The sequence below is a fragment of the Noviherbaspirillum massiliense JC206 genome (assembly GCF_000312045.1).
In the GTDB taxonomy this organism is placed as follows: Bacteria; Pseudomonadota; Gammaproteobacteria; order Burkholderiales; family Burkholderiaceae_D; genus Noviherbaspirillum; species Noviherbaspirillum massiliense.
This window is the reverse complement of record NZ_HE978634.1, coordinates 2,451,277-2,465,498: the sequence shown is the minus strand read 5'-3', so window position 1 is coordinate 2,465,498 and position 14,222 is coordinate 2,451,277. Positions and strand designations below refer to the sequence as shown.

The 14,222-nt window shown below is 57.9% G+C and carries 15 protein-coding genes; 9 read left to right on the top strand and 6 right to left on the bottom strand.

From position 1 onward, the window contains the following. Nucleotides 1-9: 9 nt before the first annotated feature. The 3 genes from HGHM_RS12100 to HGHM_RS12085 all read left to right on the top strand — a co-directional run bounded on the left by HGHM_RS12100 (nucleotide 10) and on the right by HGHM_RS12085 (nucleotide 3,468). The gene (locus HGHM_RS12100; RefSeq protein WP_026075954.1) at nucleotides 10-852 is read left to right on the top strand and encodes a Stp1/IreP family PP2C-type Ser/Thr phosphatase; all 843 of its coding nucleotides are present in this window, start codon (nucleotides 10-12) and stop codon (nucleotides 850-852) included. A 304-nt stretch (nucleotides 853-1,156) separates the two neighbouring features. Then, nucleotides 1,157-1,660 carry a pilin gene (locus HGHM_RS12090; protein WP_019141794.1) on the top strand — a complete coding sequence of 168 codons (504 nt, stop codon included), beginning with the start codon at nucleotides 1,157-1,159 and terminating at the stop codon, nucleotides 1,658-1,660. Nucleotides 1,661-1,740: 80 nt separating this feature from the next. After that, nucleotides 1,741-3,468, top strand: a complete 1,728-nt coding sequence (locus HGHM_RS12085) for a PglL family O-oligosaccharyltransferase (protein WP_187370974.1) — start codon at nucleotides 1,741-1,743, stop codon at nucleotides 3,466-3,468. 4 nt (nucleotides 3,469-3,472) lie between these two features. Here HGHM_RS12085 and moaC read toward each other — a convergent pair whose 3' ends face one another. Further along, nucleotides 3,473-3,979 carry a cyclic pyranopterin monophosphate synthase MoaC gene (gene moaC, locus HGHM_RS12080; protein WP_019141792.1) on the bottom strand — a complete coding sequence of 169 codons (507 nt, stop codon included), beginning with the start codon at nucleotides 3,977-3,979 and terminating at the stop codon, nucleotides 3,473-3,475. A gap of 25 nt (nucleotides 3,980-4,004) precedes the next feature. Between moaC and HGHM_RS12075 the strand changes: the two genes are divergently transcribed. Continuing rightward, entirely contained in the window at nucleotides 4,005-5,579 is a 1,575-nt protein-coding gene (locus tag HGHM_RS12075; RefSeq protein WP_148415497.1) for a M48 family metalloprotease, read from the top strand. A gap of 11 nt (nucleotides 5,580-5,590) precedes the next feature. On the opposite strand, the gene HGHM_RS12070 is transcribed toward HGHM_RS12075, so the two are convergent. The 5 genes from HGHM_RS12070 to HGHM_RS12050 all read right to left on the bottom strand — a co-directional run bounded on the left by HGHM_RS12070 (nucleotide 5,591) and on the right by HGHM_RS12050 (nucleotide 8,985). After that, nucleotides 5,591-6,193 carry a DUF2946 family protein gene (locus HGHM_RS12070; RefSeq protein WP_019141790.1) on the bottom strand — a complete coding sequence of 201 codons (603 nt, stop codon included), beginning with the start codon at nucleotides 6,191-6,193 and terminating at the stop codon, nucleotides 5,591-5,593. Further along, nucleotides 6,186-7,160, bottom strand: a complete 975-nt coding sequence (locus tag HGHM_RS12065) for a YheT family hydrolase (protein ID WP_019141789.1) — start codon at nucleotides 7,158-7,160, stop codon at nucleotides 6,186-6,188. Before HGHM_RS12065 ends, HGHM_RS12070 begins: the two co-directional genes overlap by 8 nt. 11 nt (nucleotides 7,161-7,171) lie before the next feature. Beyond that, on the bottom strand, nucleotides 7,172-7,603 hold the full coding sequence (locus HGHM_RS12060) for a YybH family protein (RefSeq protein ID WP_019141788.1): 432 nt from the start codon (nucleotides 7,601-7,603) through the stop codon (nucleotides 7,172-7,174). Between the two features lie 237 nt (nucleotides 7,604-7,840). Then, nucleotides 7,841-8,047: a zinc-finger domain-containing protein gene (locus tag HGHM_RS12055; RefSeq protein ID WP_026075952.1), complete on the bottom strand. Its 207-nt coding sequence runs from the start codon at nucleotides 8,045-8,047 to the stop codon at nucleotides 7,841-7,843. 17 nt (nucleotides 8,048-8,064) lie between these two features. Continuing rightward, nucleotides 8,065-8,985 carry a branched-chain amino acid transaminase gene (locus tag HGHM_RS12050; RefSeq protein ID WP_019141786.1) on the bottom strand — a complete coding sequence of 307 codons (921 nt, stop codon included), beginning with the start codon at nucleotides 8,983-8,985 and terminating at the stop codon, nucleotides 8,065-8,067. On the opposite strand from HGHM_RS12050, the gene HGHM_RS12045 reads away from it, so the two are divergent. The 5 genes from HGHM_RS12045 to fba all read left to right on the top strand — a co-directional run bounded on the left by HGHM_RS12045 (nucleotide 8,918) and on the right by fba (nucleotide 14,181). Next, entirely contained in the window at nucleotides 8,918-9,931 is a 1,014-nt protein-coding gene (locus HGHM_RS12045; protein WP_322785771.1) for an AzlC family ABC transporter permease, read from the top strand. The two genes, HGHM_RS12050 and HGHM_RS12045, sit on opposite strands and share 68 nt — an antisense overlap. Continuing rightward, nucleotides 9,928-10,251 (top strand): AzlD domain-containing protein, encoded by a 324-nt coding sequence (locus HGHM_RS12040; RefSeq protein ID WP_019141784.1) that lies wholly within the window; start codon nucleotides 9,928-9,930, stop codon nucleotides 10,249-10,251. The genes HGHM_RS12045 and HGHM_RS12040 overlap by 4 nt, the downstream gene beginning before the upstream one ends. Nucleotides 10,252-10,337: 86 nt before the next feature. Further along, nucleotides 10,338-11,528 carry a phosphoglycerate kinase gene (locus HGHM_RS12035; protein ID WP_019141783.1) on the top strand — a complete coding sequence of 397 codons (1,191 nt, stop codon included), beginning with the start codon at nucleotides 10,338-10,340 and terminating at the stop codon, nucleotides 11,526-11,528. A gap of 78 nt (nucleotides 11,529-11,606) precedes the next feature. Beyond that, the gene (gene pyk / locus HGHM_RS12030; protein ID WP_019141782.1) at nucleotides 11,607-13,040 is read left to right on the top strand and encodes a pyruvate kinase; all 1,434 of its coding nucleotides are present in this window, start codon (nucleotides 11,607-11,609) and stop codon (nucleotides 13,038-13,040) included. Between the two features lie 76 nt (nucleotides 13,041-13,116). Next, nucleotides 13,117-14,181, top strand: coding sequence for a class II fructose-bisphosphate aldolase (gene fba / locus HGHM_RS12025; protein ID WP_026075951.1), 1,065 nt, complete (start codon nucleotides 13,117-13,119; stop codon nucleotides 14,179-14,181). Nucleotides 14,182-14,222: the final 41 nt, after the last annotated feature.

Here is a 14,222-nt window from a genome sequence, read left to right as displayed (position 1 = left end):
AATTTGTGCATGCTTGCCAACGCTGCGCTTGAATTCGCCGAAAAAACCGATACCGGGCTGGTCCGTTCGCAGAACGAAGACGCGATCGCGCTCAGTCCGGAGTATGGATTCGCCATCCTTGCTGACGGCATGGGCGGATACAACGCAGGGGAAGTCGCCAGCAATATCGCGACTACCGTCTTCAAGGAATCGATGGAAGCGGGCCTCAGTAAACGGCCAAACAAGAATACCGACCTTCTTCGTTCCCGAAGCCGGCTGCACCAGCAACTGATCGTCGACGCCATCCAGCAAGCCAATCTGGCAATCGTCGAAGCCGCCCACGCGCAGCCCCGCTATCGCGGGATGGGTACCACCCTGGTCGCCGCGCTATTCCACCAGAACAAAGTCACCATCGCCCATGTCGGCGATTCCCGTGCCTACCGGTTCCGTAAGGGAGAACTGACCCAGATCACCCGCGACCATTCCTTGGTTCAGGAGCAGATAGACGCCGGCCAGATCAGCCCGGAAATGGCGCGCTTTTCCTCGCACCGAAATCTCGTCACCCGCGCCGTCGGTGTCAATCCCAAGCTCGATGTCGAAGTCCACGACCATGAGGTCGAGGAGGGGGATATTTATTTGCTATGTTCAGATGGATTGTCGGACATGATCTCGGATCAGGGGATCCATGACACCATTGTAGGATTCGGACCATCGTTGAAAACGATATGCGCAACGTTGGTCAGGATGGCGAATGAGAATGGTGGACGTGACAACATTTCCGTTGTATTGACCAGAGTCGGCGCAAGTGACGTTAAGTCCGCCAATCCTAAGCCTGCCGGATTATTAGGAAGGTTTTTAAGTTGGAATTCTTGATTTGGTACTTAACAGGATTCTAAAAAGGCCACTCCACGCGGCAATATTGATAATCGTGCTTCGTTGACGTAACTAAACGGCTCGTGGATAAAAAGCCTTTCTTTATTTCTAGACCATTCGCGTCACACCCTTAACCAAAGTGACAAAAACTGGCACTCAGTTCCTGCCAAATTGCCAAAACTGGTCATTCAAAGTTATCTAAGAGCTAATTAATTATGGTATTTCCTTCTGGCATGCACTTTGCTCAATGAAGAGCAAGGCAGATTTTCTGTCTGTTTCCAAAAGGGAGAAATAAATGAAATCCATGAAAATGATTCAACGTGCTCAGCGCGGCTTTACCTTGATCGAATTGATGATCGTTGTGGCGATCATTGGTATTTTGGCGGCAGTCGCCTTGCCCGCTTATCAGGACTACACTGTTCGCGCCAAGATCTCCGAAGTGATGCTGGCCGGCTCTGCTTGCCGTACGAGCGTCACGGAAGTCGTGCAGTCCTCCTCTGGCTCGCTGCCGGATGGCACCACTAATTTCTGGGGTTGCGAAGCAGGCAGCTCGGGCGGCGCCCACGCCTCCAAGTTTGTTGAAACTGTGAGAGTTAGCAGCACAGGTACTATTACAATCACAGCGGACGCTACCGCTATTCCGCAATTGGCCGGTAAAAACGTCCTTACAATCGTTCCGATGAAACCTGATGGTACCGCGCTGACCAACCCCCCGACTGGCGATCAGACGATTGGCAAGTGGATTTGCGGCGGCGCTGGCACCACTATTGAGGCGAAATACTTGCCCGGTTCTTGCCGCGGCCAGTAATAAGATCTAGAAAATTAAAAAAGCGCGGCCATATGGCCGCGCTTTTTTTGATGTGCCTTTTGAACGATACCTGGAATGCAATGGACGCCGCACAAACGAAACGATCTTTGGTGCTTTTGTGGCTCTCAATCGTATTCGCGTATTTGTTGCCCTACCATGTGTATCCATTCAATGCGTTTTATAACGACTGGCTAGTCATATTCGGAATATCCATTGCACTACTCGGTGTCGCTACCGAGATAAAACCAAGAATCCAACTTCCCTGGATTGCCCTTGTTCCTGCTGGCCTGACAGTGCCGATCATATTGCAGGTCTTGGGCGGAATGATGCAATTCAGTAGCGACGCGATTCTGCCAGTGGCTTACCTTCTGATTGCTACGATAGCCATCGTTCTGGGCGCTGGTATTACGGCAAACAAGCAATTAGGTTCCATCCATCTCTGCAAGATACTGGCATTCGCTCATCTGTTAGCGGGTGCCGTGTCGTTGGTAATTGCATGCTGCCAGTTCCTGGGCGTGGAATACCTGCCGTTTATGATGGGAATGCCACGCAGGCTAGGGACTCGTCCTTATGCAAATGTCGGGCAACCCAATCAGCTTGCCCTCCTTTTTTGCATTTCCATTGCATCTGCTTGGTGGCTATATCAAGCTGGAAAATTGTCCAAGAGCGTCGCATTTGGAATCGTGCTGCTCTTAATGGTCGGATTGGTTCTCACTCAATCAAGAATTGGCTGGCTAATCATGCCAATTTTTGCATGGTTTACCTGGTCCTGGCGGAACAGGGAAGGATACAAAAACATACCCGCCAAAGTGCTGACTGCATTAGTCGCCTGCTATGTTGTGTTGATCATTGTGCTGCCCACGATTGCCGCAGCGTTAGGTGTGTCGGCAGCTTCCGCAGCAGAACGTGTCGGTACGCATTCCGAACGCATTGCTTTGATTCAGCAGGCGCTTGAAGTCAGTTTCTCGCATCCCTGGTTCGGCGCTGGATGGTATGAATTCGGGCCGCAACAGATAATGATTGGCGCAGACTTCGAACCAAGCATCTATGTACAGCATGCCCACAACATCGTGCTGAATTTTGCTGCGGAATTGGGATGGCCGGTCACCATTCTGATATTCGGTGCGCTGGCCTATTGGTTTTATTTTGGATGCCTACGGCGTGCTTCATCTAAAGAAGTGGGCTTTGCAACGCTCTTTTTTATGGCGGTGCTCGTACATAGCATGGTGGAGTTCCCGCTCTGGTATGCGTATGTGCTATTACCAATGGCTCTACTCATGGGCATGGTTCATCAAGAGCAGTTTGGGTCGAAAATGATACAAGTGCCCCGTACCTATATTGTTGCTCTCTATTGCGTTATGTCGATGGGCTTGATTACTGTCGCCATGGACTATCGACGTGTCGTCGTGGATTTCCGCGCAATGGGATGGGAAAGGTTAGGCCTTAAAGCGGACGAAGGTACGACTGATAAACCAAACTTTACTTTGTTTCCGTATTTTTATGATTATTTCCGGTTTGCGAAAATGAAGCCTCGTGAAGGTATGTCTCCAGAGGATATTAGTTTTATGGAGCATGTCGCAAAACGCTTTGGTTATGCGCCAGTTATGATGCGTATGTCATTAGTGTATGGATCGAATGATCGTCAGGAGGAGGCAATAAGGTCCATGCTTACGATCAATCGATTGCATCCAAACGATTATCTTGCAGCCTACCGAGTGTGGCAAAGCATGGCTGTCGCATCTCCAGCAAGATACATGGCTCTTTTTGAGAGACTTCCCAAACCTAATTCGCCAAATAGTTTGAAATAAAAAGCTAGGTTGCCCAACTTCCAGACTTTCCCCCATGTTTTTCCAGCAAATGTATATCTGAGATCACCATCCCCCGATCAACCGCCTTGCACATGTCATAAATAGTAAGCAACCCCACCTGCACCGCCGTCAGCGCTTCCATCTCCACGCCGGTCTTGCCATAGGTTTCAACCCGGGCCCTACAAATCACGCTTGACTGTTCAGTGTCGATATCAAAATCGACTGCAACTCTCGTCAGCGCCAGCGGATGACAAAGCGGAATCAAGTCGCTAGTCTTCTTCGCGCCCATGATGGCGGCGATGCGCGCAATTCCCAGCACGTCGCCTTTTTTAGCGGTGCCCGATTGGATGATGGCAAGTGTCTCGGGCTTCATGCGGATGGTACCGGTGGCAATAGCGCTCCGATGGGTTTCATTCTTCGTGCCGACATCCACCATATGGGCTTGGCCGGACTGGTCGAAATGCGTCAGTTCGCCGGGCTCGGATGCGCCGGTCGTGTTCTTCGTGTTCATGGGCAAGGATTTCAGAAGGGCTTCAATGATTGTCGTGTGCAGGTATCATAGCACCGTGAAATCGATAAACTCTTCTCTTTCCCATCGTCCATTCCGAAGAGCGCTCGGCGCTACGGCGCTTGCCATTCTTTGCATGTTGCAGGCGGCAGTCGCGCCTTCCATGGCCTATGCGGAACAGAATTTGCCCAGCCTCGGTGATAGTGAACGCGAGGAGCTTTCGCCATTGATGGAGCGCAAGCTTGGCGAGCAGGTGATGCGCGATATCCGGCGCGACCGCGATTATCTCGATGATCCGGTGGTGCTTGAATACCTGAACAATTTCGGTGCCAGTCTGGTGGCGGCGCGTCCGGAAGCGCGTGGCGAGGCGGGATACGACTTCTTCTTTTTCGCAGTGCGCGATCCGACCCTCAATGCGTTTGCGCTGCCCGGGGGATTCATCGGCGTGCATTCGGCGCTGGTCCTTGCGGCGCAGAATGAGTCGGAACTGGCATCGGTTCTGGCCCATGAAATCGGCCACGTGGCGCAGCGCCATATCGCACGCATGCTGGGCAGGCAGCGCCAGGATTCCCTGATCCCATTGGCCGCAGTAGTGTTGGCGGCACTGGCGTCGCGCTCCAGCCCGGATGCGACTTCAGCGCTGCTGTTGGGCGGGCAGGGCATGGCGGTCCAGAGGCAGCTCAACTTCAGCCGCGATGCCGAACGCGAGGCGGACCGGGTGGGCTTGCAGATTCTCGACGATGCCGGCTTCGATACGTCGGGAATGATCGCATTCTTCGGCCGCATGCAGAATGCAACCCGGTCCTATTCCGATATGGCGCCTGCTTACCTGCGCTCGCACCCGTTGACCACGGAGCGGATGGCCGATATCGAGGCACGCATCCGCGATCAGCGCTACAAGCAGCATGTCGACAGCCTCGATTTCCATCTGATCCGCGCCCGCTTGCGAGTGCTGCAAAATCCTACCGCGCAGGGAATGCGCGATGCCGCGGCGGTGTTTGAAAACCAGTTGCAGCAAAAAGGCAGGACGCAAATTGCAGCGGCCAAGTACGGTCTGGCGTTTATCGCACTGCGTCAGGGCGCGACAGACAAAGCGCAGACCTTGCTGCAGGAATCCAGCGCCGCGGCCCCGGGGTCTTCGGAAAAGCTGCAGAATCCGGTGCTGACCGGCTTGTCGATCGACATCAAGCTTGCCGCCAATCGCCCGGTTGAGGCATTGAAGGAAGCCGATGCAGCCCGTGCAAAGTTCCCCCTGTCGCGCGGAATCGCCCATCAGTATGCTGATGCGCTGGTCGCGACGGGGCGCTATGACGAGGCAGTGCGCTATCTGCGTGACCAGGCCCAGTTGTACCGGCACGAACCGGAATTGCAGGAGCGCCTGGCGAAAGCCTATGCCGCGCAAGGCAAGCAGGCGCTGCAGCATATCGCACTGGCCGAGTACTACGCGATTTCAGGCAGCCTGCCGGCGGCAATCGATCAGCTCGGCATCGCGCGCCGCGCACCCGATGCTACCTTCTACGATCAGACAGTGATCGATGCGCGCGAGCGGGAGCTGCAGGCGAGCTGGAAAGAGGAAATGAAGGATAGCCAGGCGAGGCGGTAGTGCTTGGCAGTCTATGCACGATCCTGCTGAGGTTTCTGCACGAAGCCGAAATGGTCCGCAATCTCCTGCCTTTGCATGCGCCCGACCGGCACTTCGCGGCCGCGATAGGAAAACGTGAGGCGCTTGCTTCCTGCCGCATCATCGAGCCATTCCAGCAACTGGTCGTCATTGATCGCGCTCCCATCCATGTGCAAGGCCTCGAGGCATTGCGCCATGTCGCGGTCGTCCACCAGTGCGATCTTTTGCCCGGACTGGATCAGGAGCTGGCCGTCTTCGGTGAACCAGGCGCCGTCGAGCTGCGGCACGGCCTCACCGGTATGCAGTACGAAACCCTGTTCAGGATCGGTGCGCGCGATATAAGGTGTCGCTTCCAGGTTGACATACACACGCTGGGGGCCGTTCTGGAAATACCAGCAGCCGCGCTCGTCATGCAGGTAATTGCGATTGATGAATCCAAGCAGGGCCGCGTTGTTGATCCTGTCGCCGGGCAGTTTCAGAGCCTGAGCGCGCTCGTCGCGCATGCGCCATCCGCCGCGTGCATCCAGTGCAAGCCAGTCGTAGCAATGTGGCACGTTCGGCCATTTCGCCATGGCCTGCCTGACGATGTCATCCATGGGCCAGCTCCCCGCTATGCTCACCTCCAAGGAAACGAAGTATGCGCCGCGGCAGCCAGTCGATGCGCCCGGGCGGGCCGCCTATGGCAAAGCCGACGTGGCCGCCTTCACGCGGATAATCAAGCGTCACGAAGGGCGAGGCGCTGCGCGGCAGATGCTGTGCCGGCAGGAAGGGATCGTTCTGCGCATTGAGTACCAGCGTCGGGACCGTGATATCCGACAGCACATGCTTGGAACTGGCGCGATGCCAGTAGTCATCCGTGTCGCGGAATCCATGCAGCGGCGCTGTCACCACATTGTCGAACTCGTAAAGGTTACGGGCACGCAGCATGCGCTCGGCGTCGAACAAGTCCGGGAATTGCGTGAGCTTTTGCAGGCATTTCGGTTTCAGCGTCTGCAGGAATACGCGGGTGTAGATCATGTTCACGCCGCGCGACAGGGCTGCTCCGCCACCCGCGAGATCGAGCGGCGCCGAAATCGCGCAGGCAGCATCGACGATCTCCGCCTGATGCTGCGATTCGCCCAGCCAGCGCAGCAAGGCATTTCCGCCCAGCGAGACCCCCACTGCATAGATTTTCGCGTCCGGACCGGCCTTGCGTTGTCCAGCCAGGCGCCGCACGATCCAGTCCACTTCTGCCGCATCGCCCGAGTGGTAAAAGCGGGGCGCGAGATTCAGTTCTCCTGAGCAGCCGCGGAAATGCGGCACGGCACCCGACCAACCAAGTGCGGCGATGTGCGCCATCAGCGAGCGCGCATAGTGGCTGTCGGACGAGCCTTCGAGACCGTGGAACAGCACGATGAAAGGCTGCCCCGGCTTGCCGTCGACAAAGTCGATATCGATGAAATCGCCATCCGGCGTGTCCCAGCGCTCGCGCCGGTACGCCACCCGCGGCTTGGCGATGCAGGTGGCAGGATAAATCGTTTGCAGGTGACCGCCGGGAAGCCAGCGAGGAGCGGAGTAAGTCATCGCAGCGCCCTTCAATGCAGCAATGCCGCAACGGCCCGGTCGGAAGGGGCTTCGCCGGGCACGACCGAGGAATGATGCGCGACGAGGCGCCAGCCGGCCGCCGTCTTGGCATAGACATTGGTCGCGAGGATATGAATGTCGGACTGCGGCGCGACCGCCCGCTGCACATCTTCGATGATGCTGTGCACCGAGGTCAGCATGTTCTGCGTCACGTGCAGCTGAATCGGACGGATATCGATCCCGCCTTGCTCGAACATGGATTCCCAGGAAGCGCGAATGGCCGCATGGCCGATCAGGCGCCGCGCACCCGGATGAATGCACACGATGTCTTCCTCATCCGCCCAGAGTGCCATGACGGCGTCGAGATCAGCGCGCCGGATGGCGTCATAGAAGGCGGATTCCGTTTCTTCTGCGGTGTTGAAAATCTTGCTGGAAATAGACATGGTGTGAGGCATCTCCTTTTCCGTGCAGAATGGTCATGGAACCACTCGCGGATAGGACAGTATAGGGCAAGCCTGCCTGCGGAGGCGGCGGGATATAGCGCTTGTATTGCTGCAATGAACACAGCCCGGAAGAGCGCCGTGAAACCCGGAAGTGCCGGTCGATTCCACTGCGTTCCATCCGGGCTGCATTACTTTCGCTGCCGAGTTATGGAAGAGGCTTCTTGCCTCAAGCTGGCATCAATGGCCGGCAACCACGCTCCCCGGCTTGAGCCGGTACACCGTTCCGCAATACGGGCACTTGCCTTCACCCTTGTGCGCCAGGTCGAGAAAGACCCTTGGATGGGAAGACCAGACGGGCATAGCCGGGTTGGGGCAAAACGCGGGCAAATCCTTGCCATCGATCTCGACGAAGCTCATCGGCGGTTTTTTCGTCACTTCACTCATTGCATGCTCCGAAGGGATTAGACCAGGGTCAGCCAGTGCTTGTACTGGGGCGCCTTGCCTGCCACCACGTCGAAGAACAGGGTCTGCAGCTTCTCGGTGATCGGGCCGCGCTTGCCTTCGCCGATCTGGCGGTTGTCCAGTTCGCGGATGGGCGTGATTTCAGCGGCAGTGCCGGTGAAGAAGGCTTCGTCGCAGCAGTACACTTCGTCGCGGGTGATGCGCTTTTCAATCACTTCGATGCCGAGGTCGCGCGCCATCGTCAGCACGGCGTCGCGGGTGATGCCGTCCAGGCAGGAGGCCAGGTCGGGCGTATAGATCTTGCCATTCTTGACGACGAAGACGTTTTCGCCGGAACCTTCCGAGACATAGCCTTCGGTGTCGAGCAGCAGCGCCTCGTCGTAGCCGTCAGCCAGGGCTTCCTGATTGGCGAGGATGGAGTTGATGTAATAACCGCAAGCCTTGGCCCGCACCAGCGAGACATTGACATGGTGGCGGCTGAAGGAGGACGTCTTCACGCGGATGCCCTTGGTCATGCCGTCTTCGCCGAGATAGGCGCCCCAGGGCCAGGCCGCGATTGCGACGTGGATAGTGTTGCCCTTGGCGGATACGCCGAGCTTTTCGGAGCCGATCCAGACCAGCGGGCGCAGGTAGCAGGATTCGAGATTGTTCTCGCGTACCACCTGGCGCTGCGCCTGCATGATGGTTTCCATGTCAAACGGGACCTTCATCTGGAAGATCTTGGCCGAATTGAACAGGCGCTGGGTATGTTCTTTCAGACGGAAGATCGCGGTGCCTTCCTGCGTCTTGTAGGCGCGCACCCCTTCGAATACGCCCATTCCGTAATGCAGGGTGTGCGTCAGCACGTGCACCTTGGCGTCGCGCCACTCGATCAGTTCGCCATCTTTCCAAATTTTGCCGTCGCGGTCCGCCATCGACATGTCAATTTCTCCAATTTGTTCCAAAACCACGATTTTAACGGATTCAGCCGGACGAGAACATTCATCGGTAGAATACCGGCCGACCGAATTCTTCCACTTTCTTCCGTCCGATTGCGCCGCATGGTCCAATATCCCGCCGCATGCAGTTCAACTTGCAGTTCTGGCATCGCAACCGAAGCAACTTGAACCTTCAGTCATGCACAATTCCGACCAAACTGCCGGCGCATCCTCTTTCGATACCACCCTCACCGAAAGGCAGGCCTTTCGGGAAGGCCTGAAGGCCTGCATCGCAACCATGCCCGGCATTTTTGCCTGGGGTATGGTGACCGGCATCGCGATGACGCAGTCAGGACTGACGGTGTGGCAATCGCTCGGCATGACCTTCATCGTCTTTGCGGGCTCGGCGCAGCTCGCGTCGCTGCCGCTGATTGCGGCGAATGCGCCGATCTGGGTGGTTTTTCTCACCGCGCTGGTGGTGAATCTGCGCTTTGTCATTTTTGCAGCAAGCATTGGCTCGCACTTCGCTCATCTGCCGTGGTACCGGCGTATCTGGTACGGCTATTTCAACGCCGACATCACCATGGGCTTTTTCCCGCAGCGTTTTCCAAGCAGTAGGGCACACCGCAACGAAGAAAAAAACGGCTTCTTCCTCGGCATCGGCTATCCCAACTGGTGCGCCTGGCAAGCCGGTTCGGTGGCCGGCATCCTGCTGGCCAGCCGTATCCCGCCGAGCTGGGGAATAGGCTACGCCGGCACGCTCGCCCTGCTGGCGGTCATGATCCCGCTCATCATCAATGTCGCAGCCCTGGCCGGTGTTATCGTTGCCGGCATTGTCGCGATTGCGGCAGCCGGCATGCCTTACCGCCTCGGCTTGCTGGCGGCAGTCATTCTCGGGATGGCGGCGGCCATGCTGGTTGATGTTTTTATAGACACAAAAAAACAATGAATGCCTTCGATACCTGGCTCACCATTGCCCTGATGACGGTCGCGACCATCCTGACGCGCAGTTCCTTCTTCTTTACCGGTAATGCGGTCAAATTGCCGCCCAGGCTCCAGCATGCATTGCGCTATGCGCCGGCCGCGGCAATGGCCGCGATCGTGGTGCCCGATCTGGTCCTGGATGGCAGCGCGCTCAGCCTGTCCTGGACGAATCCGAAGCTTGTGGCAGGCATCGGCGCGGCGGCATTTTTCCTGCTGACGCGGCATTTGCTTGGCACGATCGTGACGGGCATGGCGCTGTTTACCGTGCTGCGTTTGATCTGGTAGTACTTTGGCATGCAAAACCGTGTTTCCGCCTGGGTCGCTGGGGTAAAATAACGCACTTTCCATCCTTCCAATATTGTCTGTCACCCATGCAATTCAAACGACTGAGCGACCTGATCCAGAGTAAGCAACTGCAAGGCAAACGCGTTTTCATCCGTGCCGATCTCAACGTGCCGCAAGACGACGCCGGCAATATCACCGAAGACACCCGCATCCGTGCTTCCGTGCCGGCGATTCGGCAAGCCCTCGACGCCGGTGCTGCCGTGATGGTGACTTCGCACTTGGGACGGCCGACGGAAGGCGAACTCAAGCCGGAAGACTCCCTCGCGCCGGTCGCCAGGCGACTCTCCGAGCTGCTGGGCAAGCCGGTCGAGCTGAAGCAGAACTGGGTCGAGGGCGTGGATGTCGCGCCGGGCCAGGTCGTGCTGCTGGAAAACTGCCGCGTCAACAAGGGCGAGAAAAAGAACAGCGACGAACTGGCGCAGAAAATGGCCAAGCTGTGCGACATATATGTCAACGACGCCTTCGGCACCGCGCACCGCGCTGAAGCGACTACGCACGGCATCGCGAAATTCGCGCCAATCGCCTGCGCCGGTCCGCTGCTGGCTGCCGAACTCGATGCCCTCGGCAAGGCGCTCGGCAATCCGGCACGCCCCTTGGTGGCGATCGTGGCCGGCTCCAAGGTGTCGACCAAGCTGACCATTCTCAAATCGCTGGCAGAGAAGGTGGACAACCTGATCGTCGGCGGCGGCATCGCCAACACTTTCATGCTGGCTGCCGGCCTGAAGATCGGCAAATCGCTGGCCGAGGCGGATCTGGTGAACGAGGCGAAGGCGATCATCGACCTGATGGCCAAGCGCGGCGCATCGGTGCCGATCCCGGTCGACGTGGTATGCGCGAAGGAATTTTCCCCGACTGCCGCAGCCACCGTGAAGGACGTCGAGGATGTAGCCGACGACGACATGATCCTCGATATCGGCCCGAAAACTGCCGACATGCTGGCACAGCAGATCCTGAAGGCCGGCACCATCGTCTGGAACGGCCCGGTCGGCGTGTTCGAATTCGACCAGTTCGGCGAAGGTACGAAGACACTGGCGAAAGCCATCGCCGATTCCAAGGGGTTCTCCATCGCTGGCGGCGGCGATACGCTGGCGGCAATCGCCAAGTACGGCATTGCCGACAAGGTCGGTTACATTTCCACCGGCGGCGGCGCTTTCCTCGAATTCTTGGAAGGCAAAACACTGCCCGCGGTCGACATCCTGATGCAACGCGCCCAGTAGCAATATGCCGGGCTTTTCCTGCGGCGGGAGCATGAGCGCTTCCGCCTATCCCGCTTGTAAATGAAGGATCTTTCATCTATGCCCAGGGCTACCAAGATAGTCGCAACCATCGGTCCCGCTTCCAGTGACCGCGAGACGCTGACCAGAATGATTCAGGCAGGCGTCAACGTGGTCCGGCTCAACTTTTCGCACGGCAAGGCGCAAGACCATATCGATCGCGCTGCACTGGTGCGCGAAGTCGCCGCCGAGTGCGGACGGGAAGTGGCGATCATGGCTGACCTGCAGGGGCCGAAGATCCGCATCGGCAAATTTGAAAACGGCAAGATCAATCTCCAGAACGGCAGCAAGTTCATTCTCGATGCCGCCTGCGAGCTCGGCAACCAGGCGCAGGTCGGACTGGATTACAAGGAGCTGCCGCGCGACCTGAAGGCAGGCGATATTCTTCTTTTGAACGACGGCCTGATCGTCCTCGCAGTGGACAAGGTGGTCGGCAGCGCCATCCATACCACGGTGAAGATCGGTGGCGAACTGTCCAACAACAAGGGCATCAACCGGCTGGGTGGCGGCCTCTCGGCGCCGGCGCTGACGGCCAAGGACATGGAAGACATCCGGACGGCGATGAGCTTCCAGGCGGATTACGTCGCGGTGTCCTTCCCGAAGAGCGCCACCGACATGATCATGGCGCGCCAGCTTGCGAACATCGCCGGCGAGGCGCACAAGCACAAGCCGCAGATGATCGCCAAGGTCGAACGCGCCGAAGCCATTCCGGTGCTGCAGGAAATCCTGGACGCATCCGACGGCATCATGGTGGCGCGTGGCGACCTCGCAGTGGAAGTCGGCAACGCGGCGGTGCCCGCGCTGCAGAAGCGCATGATCAGGATGGCACGCGCCTCCAACAAGCTGGCGATCACGGCTACCCAGATGATGGAATCGATGATCGTCAACCCGGTGCCGACCCGCGCGGAAGTGTCGGACGTCGCGAATGCGGTGCTCGACGGCACCGATGCGGTGATGACCTCGGCCGAGACCGCCTCCGGCAAATATCCGGTCGAAACCGTGGAAGCGATGGCGGCGATCTGCATCGAGGCGGAAAAGTCGGACGCGTACAAGCTCGACGCCGATTTCCTCAATGTCATGTTCACCCGCATCGACCAGTCGATCGCCTACGGCGCGCTGTTCACCGCCTACCACCTGCGGGTCAAGGCAATCGTTGCGCTGACCGAATCCGGTTCGACCGCGCTCTGGATGAGCCGCCACAACATCGACATTCCGATTTATGCGATGACGCCAATGCTGGGCACGCAGCGCAAGGCCGCCCTTTATCGCAACGTAACCACTTTCGAACTGCCGCATTCCACCGACCGGGAGGCGGTGCTGAAAGCAGCAGAGGATTTGCTCTTGGCTAAAGGTGTCGTGCAAAAAGGTGACATGATTGTGCTCACCTGGGGCGAACCGATGGGGCAGGTTGGTGGAACGAATGCCCTCAAGATCATGAAGGTCGGCGACCATTGAATATGCAGCGGCAGGTATCCGTTATGCTTCATTTCATACTGCCGCACCGTTATTTTTATTGTTTTGGAGAATCATCATGCCTCTCGTATCTATGCGCCAACTGCTGGATCATGCCGCCGAAAACGGCTACGGCTTGCCGGCATTCAACGTCAACAACCTGGAGCAGGTGACAGCCATCATGCAGGCGGCCGACGAGGTCGGGGCTCCGGTCATCATGCAGGCGTCGGCAGGCGCCCGCAAATACGCCGGCGAAGCGTTCCTGCGCCATCTGATCGAGGCGGCAGTCGAGGCTTACCCGCACATTCCGGTGGTGATGCACCAGGACCATGGCCAGTCGCCAGCCGTCTGCATGGCCGCGATCAAGTCCGGCTTCACCTCGGTGATGATGGACGGCTCGCTGCAGGAAGACGGCAAGTCGGTGGCGAGCTATGAATACAACGTCGAAGTTTCGCGCAAGGTGGTCGAGTTCTCGCATGCGATCGGCGTGACGGTTGAAGCCGAACTCGGCGTGCTCGGTTCGCTCGAAACCATGAAGGGCGACAAGGAAGACGGCCACGGCGCGGAAGGCACCATGACCCGCGAACAGCTGCTGACCGACGTCAACCAGGCCGCCGACTTCGTCAAGCAGACGCAGTGCGACGCGCTGGCGATCGCCATCGGCACCTCGCACGGCGCCTACAAGTTCTCGCGCAAGCCGACCGGTGACATCCTCGCCATCGAGCGCATCAAGGAAATCCACGCGCGCATCCCGAACACCCATCTGGTGATGCATGGTTCGTCGTCGGTGCCGCAGGAATTGCTGGCCGAGATCCGCCAATTCGGCGGCGACATGAAGGAAACCTATGGCGTGCCGGTGGAAGAGATCCAGGAAGGCATCAAGCATGGCGTGCGCAAGATCAATATCGACACCGACATCCGCCTCGCGATGACGGCTGCGATTCGCCGCTTCTTCGCCGAGAACCCGTCGAAGTTCGACCCGCGCGAATACCTGAAACCGGCGCGTGAAGCCGCGAAGCAGGTCTGCAAGTCGCGCTACCTCGCCTTCGGCTGCGAAGGCCAGGCCGGCAAGATCAAGGCGATTCCGCTGGAAAAAATGGCGGAAAAGTACAAAAAAGGTGAGCTTGCGCAGATCGTGCAGTAAAATCACGGGCTAGGAAACTTGATCGCATTCAGGCCTGTCAT

Bases quoted from the DNA above. Each gene is read 5' to 3' on its own strand.
- HGHM_RS12100 (WP_026075954.1), top strand. From the start codon at position 10: ATGCTTGCCAACGCTGCGCTTGAATTCGCCGAAAAAACCGATACCGGG.
- HGHM_RS12090 (WP_019141794.1), top strand. From the start codon at position 1,157: ATGAAAATGATTCAACGTGCTCAGCGCGGCTTTACCTTGATCGAATTG.
- HGHM_RS12085 (WP_187370974.1), top strand. From the start codon at position 1,741: ATGGACGCCGCACAAACGAAACGATCTTTGGTGCTTTTGTGGCTCTCA.
- moaC (WP_019141792.1), bottom strand. From the start codon at position 3,979: ATGAACACGAAGAACACGACCGGCGCATCCGAGCCCGGCGAACTGACG.
- HGHM_RS12075 (WP_148415497.1), top strand. From the start codon at position 4,005: ATGATTGTCGTGTGCAGGTATCATAGCACCGTGAAATCGATAAACTCT.
- HGHM_RS12070 (WP_019141790.1), bottom strand. From the start codon at position 6,193: ATGGATGACATCGTCAGGCAGGCCATGGCGAAATGGCCGAACGTGCCA.
- HGHM_RS12065 (WP_019141789.1), bottom strand. From the start codon at position 7,160: ATGACTTACTCCGCTCCTCGCTGGCTTCCCGGCGGTCACCTGCAAACG.
- HGHM_RS12060 (WP_019141788.1), bottom strand. From the start codon at position 7,603: ATGTCTATTTCCAGCAAGATTTTCAACACCGCAGAAGAAACGGAATCC.
- HGHM_RS12055 (WP_026075952.1), bottom strand. From the start codon at position 8,047: ATGAGTGAAGTGACGAAAAAACCGCCGATGAGCTTCGTCGAGATCGAT.
- HGHM_RS12050 (WP_019141786.1), bottom strand. From the start codon at position 8,985: ATGTCGATGGCGGACCGCGACGGCAAAATTTGGAAAGATGGCGAACTG.
- HGHM_RS12040 (WP_019141784.1), top strand. From the start codon at position 9,928: ATGAATGCCTTCGATACCTGGCTCACCATTGCCCTGATGACGGTCGCG.
- HGHM_RS12035 (WP_019141783.1), top strand. From the start codon at position 10,338: ATGCAATTCAAACGACTGAGCGACCTGATCCAGAGTAAGCAACTGCAA.
- pyk (WP_019141782.1), top strand. From the start codon at position 11,607: ATGCCCAGGGCTACCAAGATAGTCGCAACCATCGGTCCCGCTTCCAGT.
- fba (WP_026075951.1), top strand. From the start codon at position 13,117: ATGCCTCTCGTATCTATGCGCCAACTGCTGGATCATGCCGCCGAAAAC.